Source organism: Amycolatopsis jiangsuensis (genome assembly GCF_014204865.1).
GTDB classification, from domain to species: Bacteria; Actinomycetota; Actinomycetes; order Mycobacteriales; family Pseudonocardiaceae; genus Amycolatopsis; species Amycolatopsis jiangsuensis.
Genome location: NZ_JACHMG010000001.1, coordinates 7,983,207 through 7,998,428 on the forward strand (window position 1 = coordinate 7,983,207; position 15,222 = coordinate 7,998,428).

Below are 15,222 nucleotides of genomic sequence, written 5' to 3' on the forward strand. Positions count from 1 at the left end.
AGCCGCTGCGCGAGCACCTGGACCGCCTTCCCGGCGGGCCGGCCGCGCCAGCCCCTTAACCCATTGTCGAGCAATGCAGGAGACTTCCGTGTCGGCGTACGCGATCGTCAAGACCGGCGGCAAGCAGTACAAGGTGGCCGTCGGCGACGTCGTCGAGGTCGAGAAGCTCGAGGGCGAGCCGGGCACCGAGCACACCTTCCCCGCCGTGCTGTTCGTGGACGGTGGCGAGGTCACCACGGACGCCGACGCGCTGGCGAAGGTCTCGGTCACCGGCAAGGTCGTCGAGCAGACCAAGGGTCCGAAGATCCGGATCCACAAGTTCAAGAACAAGACCGGCTACCACAAGCGCCAAGGCCACCGGCAGAAGCTGACCCGCGTCGAGGTCACCGGCATCTCCCAGTAAGACCTTCCGGATCTTCGCAAGACCCTGAACTTTGCCAGAAAGGGCTGAACAATGGCTCACAAGAAGGGTGCGTCCAGCTCCCGCAACGGTCGTGATTCGAACGCACAGCGCCTCGGCGTGAAGCGCTTCGGTGGCCAGCAGGTCAGCGCGGGCGAGATCATCATCCGCCAGCGCGGCACCAAGTTCCACCCCGGTGTGAACGTCGGCCGCGGTGGCGACGACACGCTGTTCGCGCTGGCCGCCGGTGCGGTCCAGTTCGGTGTGAAGCGCGGCCGCAAGACCGTGAACATCGCGCCGTAACGGGCGATGTCGGGGCGACGTGGGTCCGCGGAAAGCGCGGACCACGTCGCCCCGTTACTCGTGTTGGCCCGGGGGCCGAGCCCCCGGAACCCCCACGGTGCGGCCGCTGGCAGACCCAGCGTGACCCGCGCCGTTTTTTGTGTGCAGGGAGAGTAGGCAACGTCATGGCGTCCCGGTTCGTGGACCGCGCGGTCATCCACCTGACCGCCGGTGACGGGGGCAACGGCTGTGCCTCGGTGCACCGCGAAAAGTTCAAGCCGCTCGGCGGCCCGGACGGCGGCAACGGCGGGCACGGCGGCGACGTCACCCTCGTCGTCGACCCGGGCGTGCACACGCTGCTCGACTTCCACTTCCGCCCGCACGCCCGCGCCGGCAACGGCAAGATGGGCATGGGCAGCCACCGCAACGGTGCCGCCGGCGAACCGCTGGAGATGCGCGTACCGGCGGGCACGGTGGTGTTCACCGAGGACGGCGAGCTGGTGGCCGATCTGGTCAGCCCGGGCACGCGGTTCGTCGCCGCGCAGGGCGGCCGAGGTGGGCTGGGCAATGCGGCGCTGGCGTCGAAAGCCCGTAAGGCGCCCGGATTCGCGCTGCTCGGCGAGCCGGGGGAGAGCCGCAACCTGGTGCTGGAGCTGCGCTCGGTGGCCGACGTCGGCCTGCTCGGGTTCCCGTCCGCGGGCAAGTCCTCGCTGATCTCGGTGCTGTCCGCGGCGAAGCCGAAGATCGCCGACTACCCGTTCACCACGCTGGTGCCGAACCTCGGCGTGATCACGGCCGGGTCCACTGTGTACACCATGGCGGACGTGCCCGGCCTGATCCCCGGCGCGTCCGAGGGCCGCGGGCTCGGCCTGGACTTCCTGCGCCACATCGAACGCTGCGCGGTGCTGGTGCACGTGGTCGACTGCGCCACGCTGGAGCCGGGCCGCGACCCGCTGTCCGATGTGGACGCTCTCGAGGAGGAGCTCGCCCGCTACACGCCGGGGCTGGGCGGCAAGCTCGAGCAGCGTCCCCGCGTGGTCGTGCTCAACAAGATCGACGTTCCGGAGGCCGCCGAGCTGGCCGAGTTCGTGCGGCCCGACTTCGAGGCACGCGGGCTGCGGGTGTTCGAGGTGTCCACCGCGTCCCGCAAGGGGCTCAAAGAACTGAGTTTCGCGCTCGCCGAGGTCGTGGAGGCCTACCGCGAGGCGCAGCCGGTGCTGGAGCCGGAGAAGATCGTGCTGCGCCCGCTCGCGGTGGACGACAGCGGCTTCATCGTCGAAGAGGACCCGGAGGAGGACGGCGCGTTCGTCGTCCGCGGCGCCCGGCCGGAGCGGTGGATCCGGCAGACCAACTTCGCCAACGACGAGGCCGTCGGCTATCTCGCCGACCGGCTCAACCGGCTCGGCGTCGAGGAGGCCCTGGCCAAACGCGGGGCGAAACCGGGAAGTCCGGTCACCATCGGCGACATCCAGTTCGAATGGGAGCCTTCCACCCCCGGCGTCGCGGTGCACTTGTCCGGCCGTGGCACCGACGTCCGGCTGGAGCGTAACGACCGGGTCGGCGCGGCCGAACGCAAGGAGGCGCGGCGGATCCGCCGGGACGGGCCCGACGACCTGGAGGACGACGAGCCCGCCGGCCTCGCCGACGATCTGGACGGTGTCTGGACCGGCGAGGACGGGCACGCGGAGCCGGACCGGTGAACGGGACCCGGCAGGAGATCGCCGGGGCCCGCAGGCTCGTGGTCAAGATCGGCTCGTCCGCACTGACCACCGCGGGCAGCGGGCTCGACGTGGCCCGGCTGGACGCGCTGGTCGACGCCATCGCCGCCCGGGTGCGGCGTGACGCGCAGATCGTGCTCGTGTCCTCGGGTGCGATCGGTGCCGGGCTGGCGCCGCTGAAGCTGGGCAAGCGGCCGCGGGATCTGGCCACCCAGCAGGCCGCCGCCAGCGTCGGCCAGCTGACGCTCGCACACGCGTACGCGGAGTCCTTCGGCCGTTACGCGCTCACCGTCGGTCAGGTCCTGCTGACCTCCGACGACGTGGTGCGCCGGTCGCACTACCGCAACGCCCAGCGCACGTTCTCGCGGCTGCTCGCCCTCGGCACGGTGCCGGTGGTGAACGAGAACGACACCGTGGCCACGCAGGAGATCCGGTTCGGTGACAACGACCGTCTGGCGGCGCTGGTGGCACACCTGATCGGCGCCGAGGCGCTGATCCTGCTGTCCGATGTGGACGGTCTGTACGACGGTGATCCGCGCGCCGGTGCCACCCGCCGGATCGCCGAGGTGCACAGTGAGTCCGATGTGGACGGTATCGCGGTCGGCATCTCCTCGTCCGGCCTCGGTACCGGAGGGATGGTTTCGAAGCTCGCCGCGGCCCGCACCGCTGCCGGAGCGGGGATCCCGGTGTTGCTCGCCGCCGCCGTCGACGCTGCGGACGCACTCGGTGCTGCCCGCAGCGGTACGGCTTTCACCCCGGCGGACACCCGGCTGTCGGCCCGCCGCTTCTGGCTCGGCTACGCCACCGACGCGTCCGGGAAGCTCCGTCTCGACGACGGAGCGGTGCGGGCGATCCTGCGCCGTCGTTCCCTGCTGGCGGCCGGCATCACCGGCCTCGACGGCGACTTCCAGGCAGGCGACGTGGTCGACCTCGTCGACGCGGCCGACGTTCCGGTGGCCCGTGGCGTCGTAGGTTTCGACGCGGCCGAACTGCCCGCGCTGATCGGCCGCTCCAGCCACGAGGTCCCGGTGGAACACCGCCGCGAGGTCGTCCACGCCGACGATCTGGTTCCACTGCGCCGCTGACCTTTGAGGTGGAGTACCACGCGGGCCAGCTGCTCCGCGTACGCCTCGGTGAACCCGGCCGATTCCGGGTCCTGCCCGGTGATGGCCCTGGCGACCTGGTGCTGCAGGAACTCCCGCTGCTGCCCGGCACTACCGGTCTCCGGACCGCCCTCGGCCAGGTTTTCGCGAAGGAAGATCCGGCTGAGGTCGGGGTCGGCGGCCCCGTCACGCGCGAAGTCGGCCACGACGTCCTCGAGCGGCCGTTCCGGTGTGGCGAGCGCGCGGAAGCCTTCGAAGGGGGCACTTCCGACCGCGGTGCACGGCGCGGGGCCTCGGACGCGGACGTCAGCGTAGCCGGTGATTTGATCAGACGTACGGTTGACTTAATCATTTGTATGGTTACTTATGGCTCTTTCGGAAGTGAGTGAAGAAGACCGTGAACGAGGTCGAAGTGGCCGTGGTCGGGGGCGGTACCGGTGGGCTGTGCCTGGCACACGGGCTGCGCCGCGCGGGAGTGAAGGTCGCGGTGTACGAACGCAGCCGCACGCGTACGGAACGGCTACAGGGCTACCGCGTGCACATCGACCCGACCGGATCGTCGGCACTGCACGAATGCCTGTCACCGTCCACTTGGGACAGTTTCCTGGTCACGACCGGAACGAGCGCGGGCGGCTTCGCCTTCGTCACCGAACAGCTGCGGGAGCTGGCCATGCTGTCGCGGCCGCCGGACGCCGACCCGGCCACTGCGCACCACTCCGCGAGCCGCATCTCGCTGCACCGGGTGACGGAATCGTCCGGTACGACAAGGAATTCGTCCGGTACGAGTCCGGCGGAAACGGGGCGGTCCTGCACTTCGCGGACGGCACCACCGCGGAGGCCGGCCTGGTTGTCGGCGCGGACGGGGCGAATTCACGCGTGCGCCTCCAGCTGCTGCCGCATGCCCGGCCTGTGGATACCGGAATCACCGGCGTCGCCGGGAAGTCCCCGCTCACCGCCGAATCCCGCGGGTGCGTGCCGGAGCGGTTGACCAGCGGCCCCAACCTGGTGCTGCCCCGCCGGGCTGCGGGATGTTCACCGCGCCGCACGAGTTTCCGGACGACGCGGAAAACGACGAGACCGCCGCGATCGACCCGGTCCTGTTCGACAACACCGCGAGCTACGTGATGTGGGTGTACGCGGCGCGCACCCGGTGTTTCCCGGCCGGGCTGGCCGAACTGGCGGGGCCCGGCCTGCGTTCCCTGGTGCTGGAACGGATCGAAGGCTGGCACCCGGCGTTCTCGCGGCTCGTGGCGGATTCCCCGGACGCGACGGTGTCTCTGCTGCCCATCCGGACCTCGGTTCCGGTGGGGGCCTGGGAGACCGGCCCGGTGACGCTGCTCGGCGACGCCGCGCACAGCATGACGCCGTTCCGCGGCATCGGTGCGAACGTCGCTCTGCGCGATGCGCAGCTGCTGTCCCGTGCCCTGGCCGGTGGCGGCGATGTCCGCGCAGCTGTGGCCGATTACGAACGGCGGATGCGCGAATACGGCTATCGAGCGGTACGCGCCTCGGCCCGCAGCGCCGACCGGTTCGTCACCGAAAGCCGCTTCCACCGCGGTCTCACCCGCGGCGGATTCGCCGCCATGGGCAGGGTTTCCGAGCTGCGGCGGAGATTCGCCGGGACGCCAGGCTGAGCGGGCTCAGTGCCCCGCGGTCAGTTCCCCCGACAGCCGGTCGTGCATGGTGGCGCTGGGCGCGTTCAGGCCGACGATCTCCACGGTCTTGCCGAGTGCGGCGTACTTGGTGGTGATGGCGTCGAGCGCGGCGACCGTGGAGGCGTCCCAGATGTGCGCGTCGGTGAGGTCGAGGACCACGTGGCCGGGGTCGCCGCGATAGTCGAACCGGGAGACCAGATCGTTGCTGGAGGCGAAGAACAGCGCGCCGGTGACGGCGTACACGACCTGGTTGCCGTCCGGGTCGAGGGCTGAGGTCACGTCGACCAGATGCGCCACCCGGCGGGCGAAGATCACCATCGCGGTGATCGTGCCGACCACCACGCCGATGGCGAGGTTGCTGGTGGCAACCACCACCGCGACGGTGAGCACCATGACGGTGATCTCGCCGGCCGGCATCCGCTTCAGCGTGGCGGGTGCGACGCTGTGCCAGTCGAAGGTGCCGAACGCGACGAGCATCATCACCGCGACCAGTGCGGCCATCGGGATCCGGGACACCAGCGGGCCGCAGACCAGGCAGAGCACCATCAGGAAGACCCCGGCCAGGAACGTCGACAACCGGGTCCGGGAGCCGGCGGTCCTGACGTTGATCATGGTCTGGCCGATCATCGCGCAGCCGCCCATGCCGCCGAAGACGCCGGTCACGACGTTGGCGATGCCCTGCCCGATGGCCTCGCGGGTCTTGCTGGACCGGGTGTCGGTGATGTCGTCGACCAGCTTCGCGGTCATCAGCGATTCCATCAGCCCCACGAGGGCGAACGCGACGGCGTAGGGCGCCAGCAGTCCGAGCGTGCCGAAGGTGAACGGGACGTCCGGGATGCCCGGTACCGGCAGCGCCGAGGGCAGCGCTCCCTTGTCGCCGACCGTCGGCACCGAAATGCCTGCGGCGATGGTGAGCACGGTGAGCGCCACGATGGATACCAGCGGCGCGGGCACGATCTTCGTGAGCCGGGGGAAGAGCACCATGAGCACGAGCCCACCCGCGAACAACGGGTAGACCGGCCAGGGCACGGCGATGAGTTCCGGTACCTGCGCGAGGAAAATCAGGATGGCCAGCGCGTTGACGAATCCGACCATGACGCTGCGCGGCACGAACCGCATCAGCTTCGCGACGCCGAGGGACCCGAGCACGATCTGGAACAGCCCGCCGAGGATCACCGTGGCGACCAGGTAACCCAGCCCGTGCTCACGGGCGAGCGGCGCGACGACGAGCGCGATCGCACCGGTGGCCGCGGAGATCATCGCCGCTCGTCCGCCCACGAACGAGATCACCACCGCCATCGTGAACGAGGCGCACAGACCCACCCGCGGATCGACGCCGGCGATGATCGAGAACGAGATCGCTTCCGGGATCAGTGCCAGTGCCACGACCAGGCCGCCGAAGAACTCCGTGCGCGCGACCTTCGGGGAGAACCAGGCGGGACGGGTACCGCGCAGCCGCGCGGGCACGGCGGACAGCAATGAGGACACAGTGGACGGACCTGTCTTGTTCGGGCGGCGCGGGCACCGGGTGGACGCGGCTCTCGCCGCCAACTCTTCCGTTACGTTAGAGGAGAGATGGGCGGCGGCGGACGTGGCGGTGCCGGAATGCGGTCGAGATCACGTGCGGGCCGGGGAGTCCGCGTCCGGCAGTCGCTCGCGGTGCGCGCGCAGCAGCGCGGAAAACTCCTCGGCCGCGGTGAGCTTCGCCCGCAGATCCCGGCAGGCCTGCTCCGCGGCGCCGCTGAACTCCGCGAGCCGCCCGGCCGGGTCGGCCACGGGCGGGCTGCCCGGAACCGGGTCCAGGATGGCGAGCACCTCGCGCATCTCCTCGAGCTGGAAACCCAGCGGTTTCATCCGCTTGATCAGCTGCAACCGGTCGATGTCCGGTTCGGTGTACAGGCGGAACCCGCCCTGGCTGCGCGCGCTCGGCACGACCAGCCCGACTTCCTCGTAGTAGCGGATGGTGCGCAGGGAAAGGCCGGTACGCTCGGCGACCTCGCCGATCTGCATCCGTTCGCGCACGCCGTTTCCTTTCCGAACCCCGCTCCGCCACGGTAACGCACTGTCCTCCCGTGCCGAGTGGTCGTCAGGCGAACGCGGAGACGTGGTCGGCGACGAATTCGCGGAGGCTGCGCGGGGCGCGGCCGATGAGCCGTCCGGCATCGCCGGAAAGCCAGGCCGCGTCGCCTTCCGCGACGAGGCCGAAGGCCTGCACGTTCGAGGTGGCGGCCGATTCGGGCACGCCCGCGTCGACCAGCATCGCGCGATGCGTCTCGGGGGAGACGCTTCGGTACTCGACCTCGTGCCCGAGTGCGGTGCCGAGCGCCGTCGCCACGTCGGCGTAGCTGACCAGCTCCGGACCGGTCAGCAGGTAGCTGCGGCCCGCGTGCGCTGCCGGCGCGCCCGCGACCGTGGCCGCGGCCGCCGCGACGTCCCGGGCATCGACCATGCCGAGCCGGCCGTCGCCGGAGCACATGACGAAGCTGTGCGACTCCCTGATCGAAGGAATGAAAGCGAAAAGGTTCTGCAGGAAGAAGTTCGGAGCCAGCAACGTGTAGTCGAGTCCGGTGGCACGCACGTGCGCCTCCACCCGCGCGTGGTCGCGGCGCCGCGCGACCGGCGAATCCGCTGTCGCCTTGTGATTGGTGATCTTCACGACGTGCCCCACGCCCTGGCGTACGGCGGCATCGATAACCGCGATCTCGTGCTCCGGCACCGCGGCGCTGATCAGCAGCACGGTGTCCACCTCGCGCATCGCCGCGTCCACCGTCGCCCGCTGCTCGAAATCGCCCACCGCTACGTCCGCGGCGCCGCGTGGCGCCCGCGACCGGTCCCGGACCAGCGCTCTGGCCGCGTGCTGCTGCTCGCCGAGCAGCCGTACCGCCTCGGATCCGACCTTGCCCGACGGCCCGGTCACCAGAATCACCACGGCCCTTTCCCTGGGGTAGCGCCCGGATTCCGGGCTCGAGCCCATCGTCTCCGTTTCCGCTGTCATTTGTGAAGTAGGCACCTTTGAGATGTATAGGTACCTGATGGATACTGACTCTGACGACGGTTCGAGGCGCTTCTACGCGAAAGACTGTCCCTCTCGTACGGTGGTGGACGTGCTCGCGAACAAGTGGGTGCTCTACCTCCTCAGCATCCTCGAGGGCAGCGCGCGGCCGCTCCGGTTCACCGAGATCCGCTGCCGGATCGACGGCATCACACAGAAATCGCTCACCCAGGCACTGCGCAACCTCGAACGCGACGGCCTCGTCAGCCGCACCGTCTACCCGGCCATCCCGCCCCACGTCGAATACGCCCTGACCGACCTCGGCCTCGAAGCGGGGCGGCTCACCACCCAGATCGCCGAATGGTCCCGCGCCAACGCACCGCGGATCGTCGCGGCTCGCGACCACCACGCGCAGAAGCCGTCCGCCGCGTTCGGCAGTCCTGAGCAGCGGTGAGCGTCAGAGACGTCGGGGCGCCTCGATACCGAGCAAGCCCAGGCCGAGTACGAGGGTCCGCGAGGTCAGTGCCGACAGCTGGAGCCGGGAGTCCCGTAGCTCCGGTGTCTCTGCAGTGAGCACGGGACATTGTTCGTAGAACCGTGAGAACGCGACAGCGGTGTCGTACAGATACGTACACAGCTTGTGCGGTGCGTACGCCGACACTGCCGCCCGTACAGCCTCACCGAAGCGCAAGAGAGTAAGCGCCAGTGCTCGTTCCGCCGCTTCGGCCAGTATGACGGGCGCGCCGTCGCCGCGGTCGCCTGCTTTGGCGAGGATCGACTCGATCCGCGCGTGCGCGTACTGCAGGTAGACGGACGTGTTGCCGTCCTTGGCGAGCATGCGGTCCCACGCGAACACGTAGTCCCGCTCGCGGTCCCCGGACAGATCGGCGTACTTCACCGCGCCGATGCCCACCGCATGCGCGACAGCGCGCTGTTCCGCGGCGCTCAGTTCGCTGCGCTCGGAGACGACCTCCGCGGCCTGGCTGACCGCTTCGTCGAGCAAGTCGGCGAGCTTGATCGTCTCGCCGGCGCGTGTCCGCATCACCTTGCCGTCCGCGCCGAGCACCGAGCCGAATCCGATGTGCTCGGCGTGCACACCGTCGAGCCATCCGGCCGCGCGGCACACCGCGAAAAGCATCGCGAAGTGCTGTGCTTGCGGCGTGCCGACCACGTACAGCAGATCGGTCGCACCACGCTCGGCGGTCCAGTACTTCGCCGTGGCGAGATCCGTGGCCGCGTAGCCGTAGCCGCCGTCCCGTTTGCGCACGATCAGCGGCAGCCGATCGTCGTCGCGGTTGCGGAAGCCTTCGGGGAACACGCAGACCGCGCCGTCGCTGATCTCGGTGAGCCCACTTGCCTCGAGTTCGTCGACGACTTTCGCGAGATTCGGGTTGTAGAAGCTTTCACCGTAGAGGTCAGCGTTGGTGAGCGTGGTGCCGAGCTGCCGGTAGACCTCGTTGAAATGCCGAGTCGACTCGTCGATGAGTTCCTGCCATACCGCAAGGGTTTCGGTGTCCCCGCCCTGCAGTTTCACCACGCGCTCGCGGGACCTCGTCGCGAACGCCTCGTCGCTGTCGAACTTCCGGCGCGCGGCCTGGTAGAACGCGTTGAGGTCGCTGATTCCGCCACGCACCGCGGGCGGTTCGTCGATCAGATGCTCGATGAGCATGCCGAAGGGGGTGCCCCAGTCGCCGAGATGGTTGTGCGGCAGCACTTCGTGCCCGGCGAACCGCAGCAGCCGGGCGATCGCGTCACCGAGCACTGTGGACCGCAGATGCCCGACGTGCATCTCCTTCGCGACGTTGGGGCTGCTGTAGTCGAGGGCGATGCGGCGCGGCTTTTCCGCCGGGGCCACACCGAGCCGGTCGTCGCCCGCCAGCGCTGCCACGCGCCGTTCCAGCCACGAGCGGCGCAGGACGAGATTCACGAATCCGGGACCTGCGATCTCCGGTGGCTCGGCGATGTCTCCCAGGTCCAGGTGCGCGACGATCTGCGCGGCCACCTCCCGCGGTGGCCGGCCGAGCCGCTTGCCGAGGCTCATCGCCAGGTTGCACTGGTAGTCGACACCGTCGCGAGTGGACACGACGACGAGTGCGTCCGCCGGTTCCGGGTCGATGCCGAAGGCGCTGTGGAGGGCGTTCACCACGCGTCGCCCCAGTTCCTCGTTCACTTCGAGCTGCTGCACGGTGTCCCTCCTTCGCGTCGTCGGATCGGGGCAGCGTACCGACTCCGCGCGGACGGGTTCGACGTGTTTACCGCAGCTCGCTGCCCTTCGTCTCGGGCAGGCGCAGGATGACGAGAAACGCGATCGCCGCCGCGACGGCCACGTACCAGAAGAACGCGGTGCCGGCACCGGTCGTGGACAGCGCGTTGAGCACTAGGGGAGCGGTGCCGCCGAACACCGCGACGGTGAGGTTGTACCAGGCGCCGATGCCCAGGCCGCGCAGTTCTGTGGGGAACAGCTCGCTCATGATCGCCGGGGCCAGCGAGGTCATCGCGGTGTAGAGCCCGAGCCCCACGCAGAACACGACGAGCAGGCTGCCCAGCCCGGGTCGTACGAGGTAGGAGAGCGGCACGATCACCAGTGCGGTCGCTCCCGACCACACGAGCAGTTGCGGTCGGCGTCCGGCCCGGTCGGCGAGCGCCCCCATCGGGTACTGCAGCGCGACGAACAGCGCGGTGCCGATGGACAGCGCTAGGAAGGTGTCTACGTCGTCCGCGCCACGGGTCTTGACCGCGAACGAGGTGAGCGCGCTGAAGAACGTGTAGTAGCAGAGCGTGGACAGCATGGTGAAGCCGACGAGCTGCCCGACCGCGCGGGGATGGTGCGTAAGCGTGGTGAGCAGCGGTCGCCGGACGCGCCGGGCTTGGTCCTTCTTCTGGTGGTACAGCTCGGTTTCCGCGAGACTGCGGCGCAGCCAGAGGCCGACCACGCCGAGCACGCCGCCGAGCAGGAACGGAATCCTCCAGCCGAACGAACCGAGCTGGGCCTTGTCCATGGTGCGCGCGAGCACGAAGCCGAGCACGGTCGCGATGAGCACGGCGGTGCCGGTGGAGATGTAGAAGAACGAGGAGTACCGCCCCCGCCGCTGCCTCGGCGCGACCTCGCCGAGGTAGGCCGAGGCGTTGGACACTTCGCCGCCGAGCGAGAGCCCCTGCGCGATCCGCGCGATCAGCAGCAACACCGGCGCGAGCCATCCGACCTGCGCGAACGTGGGCAATACTCCGATCGCGACGGACCCGCCGGCCATCAGCCCGATGGTGAGGATCATGGCCGGCTTGCGTCCGTGCACGTCGGCGAACCGCCCGAGCAGCACCCCGCCGAGCGGCCGGAAGAAGAACGCGAGCGCATAGGTGGCGAACGTGTTGATCAGGGCGAGCGCATCATTGCCGGGCGGGAAGAAGGCCCCGGCGAAGTAGATGCTGAACGTCGCATAGATCGTCCAGTCGAACCACTCGAGCGCGTTCCCGGCACTGGCGGCGAACAACTTCCGCACCGGCAACCGATGCCGCACCACACCCTCGACCGCCGCCGGCTCACCCATCCGCCCGACCTCCACATCCACCCGGAGTGGAACGGCACTTTGCCAGAAAGCTCCGGAATTCGGTAGCGCCCGCCGCATCCTGGACCGGCCCGGCGATGCTGTCCTTGCGGGGTTGCGGGGTTGCGGGGTTGCGGGGTTGCGGGGTTGCGGGGTTGCGGGGTTGCGGGGTTGCGGGGTTGCGGGGTTGCGGGGTTGCGGGGTTGCGGGGTTGCGGGGTTGCGGGGTTGCGGGGTTGCGGGGTTGCGGGGTTGCGGGGTTGCGGGGTTGCGGGGTTGCGGGGTTGCGGGGTTGCGGGGTTGCGGGGTTGCGGGGTTGCGGGGTTGCGGGGTTGCGGGGTTGCGGGGTTGCGGGGTTGCGGGGTTGCGGGGTTGCGGGGTTGCGGGGTTGCGGGGTTGCGGGGTTGCGGGGTTGCGGGGTTGCGGGGTTGCGGGGTTGCGGGGTTGCGGGGTTGCGGGGTTGCGGGGTTGCCCTTGCTCAGGCGTCTTGCCCTCGCTCTCGATGCCCCGCGCTCCCGGCGATCCTTGCCCAGGTGCCCAGGTGCCCAGGTGCCCAGGTGCCCAGGTGCCCAGGTGCCCAGGTGCCCAGGTGCCCAGGTGCATGTCCCTGCCTTGTCCCCGCGCGTGCGTGCTCCTGTCTTGTCCCTGCGCGTGTGACTGTTCCTGCTCTGTTCCTGCACCCGCCCCCGGGACGCATGGCACCGCCGCCTCGAGCACACGGCGTCCCCCTCGTACGGGCACGCCGGAGGACCCAGCCAGCCCCGCCGCACGTGACTCGACGCAGGGACCGCCGCCTTCGGTAGGCGGCGCTCTGCTGACTCGCGCAGGCACCAGGGCTTCGCCGACCGCACCGGTATGGCGCCCACTCGCTTGATCAGCGAATAGGGCCGTTCCGGTACGGAAGGCTTCGCTCACGCCAGCAGGCACGAAAGCTCCGCCCTCTGCCACCGCCGTCGCCGCTGCCGTTGTCTCCGACGATTCAATGCGCAGAATCCTTACCCAGCGACCCAGCGACCCAGCGACCCAGCGACCCAGCGACCCAGCGACCCAGCGACCCAGCGACCCAGCGACCCAGCGACCCAGCGACCCAGCGACCCAGCGACCCAGCGGTTGCACGTTTCGCACCACGTGCTGCTCACCAAGTCACCTGCCGAGTCCGCATGCTGCGTCGTTCGGCTGAGCCTTCACGTCGTGTCACTCACGCATCGCACGGTGGTGAGCCAGCCCCGCACAGCCCGCGCGGAGGATGTGCGTCGCCCATATCGCCGAGGTACCCGCACAGCCCGCACCGGCCCCGCACAGCCCGCGTCAGCCCGCCGTCACCCCGCACGCTACGACGTTCACTTCCCGTCCGACAGATCCCCTCCTCCCTTCACAAACACCCGTTCCACACGGCCTCCGCAAGCCCCGGCTCAGGCTGTGCTGGCCAAGGCGAACGGGAGCACCGCGTCCGCCCCGGCGTTGCGGAGCAGGCGGGTGGCCAGGGTCATCGTCCAGCCGGTGTCGATCACGTCGTCCACCAGCAGGACCGGGCCCTGGAGCCCGGCGACCGCCGAGGCCACCGGCTCTGGCAGGCTCAGCCGCCGCCACAGATCCGCCAGGCGCTGGGCGCTGTTCGCCTGCCGGGGCGGCGGGCCGGCCGAGGCCAGTTCGCCGAGGTAGTCCAGCCGTCCGATCGCGGACAGTCGCAGGGCGAGGCTGTCGACCAGGTGCGGCCGCGTCGCCGACGGGATCGCGACCACTGCCACCGGCCGCTGCGCCCATCGCCATGAGGCCAGCACCGTGACGCACGCTTCGAACACCGAGTCCGGCACCTCGCCGTCGGCCGAACCCGTGCCGACGAGCGAGCGCAGCCGCCCGCCCCAGCCCACGTCGGTGAGCCGGCCCAGTACCTGCCCCGGCTCAGCCTGTTCGCCGGCCGCGATCCGGCCGGACAACGGCACCTCGAGCCCACCCATCCCGCTCGGCCACTGCTTGCGTGGTGCGATGTCCACCCCCGGCCGGTCCAGCCGTTCCCGCGTGGCGCCGGCCACCTCCTCGGACACCGCCGTGTCCCAGTGCTGTCCGGTGCAGTTGTCGCAACGCCCGCACGGCGCCGCCTCCGGATCGTCCAGCTGCCGGCGCAGGTACTCCATCCGGCACCCGGTCGTCGCCACGTACCCGAGCATCGCCTCCTGCTCCGCGGCACGCGCCGTACCCACGCGTTCGTAGCGTTCGCGGTCGTAGTCCCAGTGCTGCCCGGTGCTCTCCCAGCCACCGCGTACCCGGCGCACCGCACCGTCGACGTCGAGCACCTTCAGCACCATCTCCAGCCGCGACCGGGAAAGCTCGACCGACGGCTCCAGAGCCGCTGTCGAAAGTGGACGGTCGGCGTAGGACAGCGCATTGAGCACCTGGGACACGCGCAACTCGTCCGGGAAAGCCAGCGATCCGAAGTACGCCCAGATCGCCTTGTCCTCCCGCCCCGGCAGCAGCACGACCTCGGCCCGCTCCACCCCGCGGCCGGCCCGGCCGACCTGCTGGTAGTAGGCGATCGGCGAGGACGGCGCGCCCAGGTGCACCACGAAGCCGAGATCCGGCTTGTCGAAACCCATCCCGAGTGCGGAGGTGGCCACGAGCGCCTTGACGCGGTTCGCCAGCAAATCGTCCTCGGCTGCCTGCCGATCGGCCGGATCGGTCTTGCCGGTGTAGGCCGTGACCGGGTACCCGCGGTCGCCGAGCAGCGCCGCGACGTCGTGCGCGGCCGCGACCGTGAGGGTGTAGATGATCCCGGATCCGGGCAGCTCCGCCAGGTGTTCGGCGAGCCAGGCGAGCCGGGCCTGGTCCGTGGGCAGCTCGGCGACCGCCAGCCGCAGACTCTCCCGGTCCAGTGGTCCGCGCAGCACCAGGGTGCCGGCCCGGTCGCCGATGCCGAGCTGCTCGGCGACGTCGGTGGCCACCCGGTCGTTGGCGGTCGCGGTGGTGGCCAGCACCGGCACCCCGTCGGGCAGCTCACCCAGCAGCGTGCGCAGCCGCCGGTAGTCCGGCCGGAAGTCGTGCCCCCAGTCGGAGATGCAGTGCGCCTCGTCCACCACCAGCAGTCCGGCCTCCGCGGTGAGCTTGGGCAGCACCCGGTCGCGGAAATCCGGGTTGTTCAGCCGTTCCGGGCTAACCAGGAGCACATCGACCTCGCCCGTCGCGACACTTGCCTGGACCTGATCCCACTCCTGCGCGTTGGCCGAGTTGATCGTCGCCGCGTGGATCCCGGCGCGCGCCGCCGCGGCGATCTGGTTGCGCATCAACGCGAGCAGGGGCGAGACGATCACCGTGGGTCCCGCGCCCTGCTCCCGCAGCAGCGCCGTGGCGAGGAAGTACACCGCGGACTTTCCCCATCCGGTGCGCTGCACGACGAGCGCGCGCCGGTGCTGCGCGACCAGCGCCTCGATGGCCGTCCACTGGTCGTCGCGGAGGGTGGCGGTGTCGCCGGCGAGCGCGCGGAGCAGGGTCTCGGCGCGGGTTCGCAGGGTCTCGGTGGTGTCCACGTCCCCACGT

13 protein-coding genes are annotated in these 15,222 nt (G+C 70.2%); 7 read left to right on the top strand and 6 right to left on the bottom strand.

What is annotated here, in order from left to right:
- Positions 1–88: 88 nt before the first annotated feature.
- The 6 genes from rplU (at position 89) to BJY18_RS37320 (ending at position 5,137) form a co-directional block, all read left to right on the top strand.
- Positions 89–403 carry a 50S ribosomal protein L21 gene (rplU, locus tag BJY18_RS35825; RefSeq protein WP_184785056.1) on the top strand — a complete coding sequence of 105 codons (315 nt, stop codon included), beginning with the start codon at positions 89–91 and terminating at the stop codon, positions 401–403.
- 51 nt (positions 404–454) lie between these two features.
- On the top strand, positions 455–703 hold the full coding sequence (rpmA, locus tag BJY18_RS35830) for a 50S ribosomal protein L27 (protein ID WP_184784238.1): 249 nt from the start codon (positions 455–457) through the stop codon (positions 701–703).
- 164 nt (positions 704–867) lie between these two features.
- The gene (obgE, locus tag BJY18_RS35835; protein ID WP_184784239.1) at positions 868–2,382 is read left to right on the top strand and encodes a GTPase ObgE; all 1,515 of its coding nucleotides are present in this window, start codon (positions 868–870) and stop codon (positions 2,380–2,382) included.
- Entirely contained in the window at positions 2,379–3,485 is a 1,107-nt protein-coding gene (proB, locus tag BJY18_RS35840; protein WP_184784240.1) for a glutamate 5-kinase, read from the top strand. Before obgE ends, proB begins: the two co-directional genes overlap by 4 nt.
- A gap of 415 nt (positions 3,486–3,900) precedes the next feature.
- Positions 3,901–4,491: an NAD(P)-binding protein gene (locus BJY18_RS37315; protein ID WP_312874075.1), complete on the top strand. Its 591-nt coding sequence runs from the start codon at positions 3,901–3,903 to the stop codon at positions 4,489–4,491.
- A gap of 40 nt (positions 4,492–4,531) precedes the next feature.
- Positions 4,532–5,137 carry an FAD-dependent oxidoreductase gene (locus BJY18_RS37320; protein WP_246459083.1) on the top strand — a complete coding sequence of 202 codons (606 nt, stop codon included), beginning with the start codon at positions 4,532–4,534 and terminating at the stop codon, positions 5,135–5,137.
- Between the two features lie 6 nt (positions 5,138–5,143).
- On the opposite strand, the gene BJY18_RS35850 is transcribed toward BJY18_RS37320, so the two are convergent.
- From BJY18_RS35850 to BJY18_RS35860, 3 genes are all read right to left on the bottom strand, one after another.
- Positions 5,144–6,637, bottom strand: coding sequence for a SulP family inorganic anion transporter (locus tag BJY18_RS35850; protein WP_221460254.1), 1,494 nt, complete (start codon positions 6,635–6,637; stop codon positions 5,144–5,146).
- A 138-nt stretch (positions 6,638–6,775) separates the two neighbouring features.
- Positions 6,776–7,168, bottom strand: a complete 393-nt coding sequence (locus BJY18_RS35855; RefSeq protein ID WP_184785057.1) for a MerR family transcriptional regulator — start codon at positions 7,166–7,168, stop codon at positions 6,776–6,778.
- Between the two features lie 76 nt (positions 7,169–7,244).
- The gene (locus tag BJY18_RS35860; RefSeq protein ID WP_246459085.1) at positions 7,245–8,153 is read right to left on the bottom strand and encodes an NmrA family NAD(P)-binding protein; all 909 of its coding nucleotides are present in this window, start codon (positions 8,151–8,153) and stop codon (positions 7,245–7,247) included.
- 109 nt (positions 8,154–8,262) lie between these two features.
- On the opposite strand from BJY18_RS35860, the gene BJY18_RS35865 reads away from it, so the two are divergent.
- The gene (locus tag BJY18_RS35865) at positions 8,263–8,604 is read left to right on the top strand and encodes a winged helix-turn-helix transcriptional regulator (protein ID WP_312874077.1); all 342 of its coding nucleotides are present in this window, start codon (positions 8,263–8,265) and stop codon (positions 8,602–8,604) included.
- A gap of 3 nt (positions 8,605–8,607) precedes the next feature.
- On the opposite strand, the gene argS is transcribed toward BJY18_RS35865, so the two are convergent.
- From argS to BJY18_RS35880, 3 genes are all read right to left on the bottom strand, one after another.
- Entirely contained in the window at positions 8,608–10,335 is a 1,728-nt protein-coding gene (gene argS / locus BJY18_RS35870; protein ID WP_184784243.1) for an arginine--tRNA ligase, read from the bottom strand.
- Positions 10,336–10,402: 67 nt separating this feature from the next.
- Entirely contained in the window at positions 10,403–11,695 is a 1,293-nt protein-coding gene (locus BJY18_RS35875) for an MFS transporter (protein WP_184784244.1), read from the bottom strand.
- A gap of 1,408 nt (positions 11,696–13,103) precedes the next feature.
- Positions 13,104–15,212, bottom strand: coding sequence for a RecQ family ATP-dependent DNA helicase (locus BJY18_RS35880; protein WP_184784245.1), 2,109 nt, complete (start codon positions 15,210–15,212; stop codon positions 13,104–13,106).
- Positions 15,213–15,222: the final 10 nt, after the last annotated feature.